The 859-nt window shown below is 57.9% G+C and carries 1 protein-coding gene and 1 pseudogene; one reads left to right on the forward strand and one right to left on the reverse strand.

Annotated elements, in window-relative coordinates; translation table 11 throughout:
• Positions 1 to 334 (forward strand): substrate-binding periplasmic protein (locus ALO43_RS16955; RefSeq protein WP_157062325.1); only part of this gene is annotated, 334 nt, incomplete at its 5' end.
• A 4-nt stretch (positions 335 to 338) separates the two neighbouring features.
• Here ALO43_RS16955 and ALO43_RS30255 read toward each other — a convergent pair.
• Positions 339 to 859, reverse strand: a pseudogene (locus ALO43_RS30255) (hypothetical protein); the annotation flags it as partial.

The following is an 859-nucleotide window of genomic DNA, read 5'->3' on the forward strand; positions in this document are numbered from 1 at the left end:
CTACAGGATTGGTGCCTATAAAGGCGACGCCATCGGCGAGCGTCTGAACGCGATGGGCCTTAACCCGATTTTGATGCTGCGTGACCGGGACAACGTGAAAAAGCTCGACAATGGTCAGATCGATCTGTGGGCCGTGGGCGATCCGGTTGGCCGCTATCTGGCGAAACTGGAAGGGGTCACGGGGTTCAAGACCGCGCTGCGTTTCAACAGCGCCGAACTTTACCTGGCAGTCAACAAGAGCACGCCTGACGACGTTGTGGCTCGCCTGCAGAAAGCCCTCGACCAGATGCGTGCCGAGGGTTGGGTCGACGCGGTCAAGACGCGCTATCAGTAATCGCTCAACCTGCTGCGGGAAGGGTGTCTTCGCGTACATTGGAAGGCTGTCCATTGATGTCATGGGCGTAAGTGCAGATCTTCAACGGCAGCAGTGTCTGGCGGGCCCACCTTGACCGTGTAATGGTCGATCGGGCGATGTTCGTACGACCAACTGACCGATAATGCGCCTAACCGGTTTTTCCCAATAACCACCTGTGGCTCGGGCGTCGGTCCCGCCAGCTGCAGTTCTATGGCAAGCGCAAGCGGCTGGATGCCATCGTCGATCAGCGTTTCGAGCGTTGGCTGCAATTCGACAATCGCCAGATCCACGCCCTGCATGCTGCTCCAGCTGACGCGTTTCAATGAATAGCTGCGTGCCACGCTGTCAGTGAAAAATTGAACTGGACGCTGCCTTCGATCTCTCCATCAGTAATGATCAGACCGTTCTGCCGACTGATGCAGTGGCCGCTGGTGAGTGCATAGGCAGGCGCATCAGGCGTGCTATCGGCGCTTCGAGTATCGATCAGCGTCGCCGTACAGTTCG

Source organism: Pseudomonas tremae, from assembly GCF_001401155.1.
GTDB classification, from domain to species: Bacteria; Pseudomonadota; Gammaproteobacteria; order Pseudomonadales; family Pseudomonadaceae; genus Aquipseudomonas; species Aquipseudomonas tremae.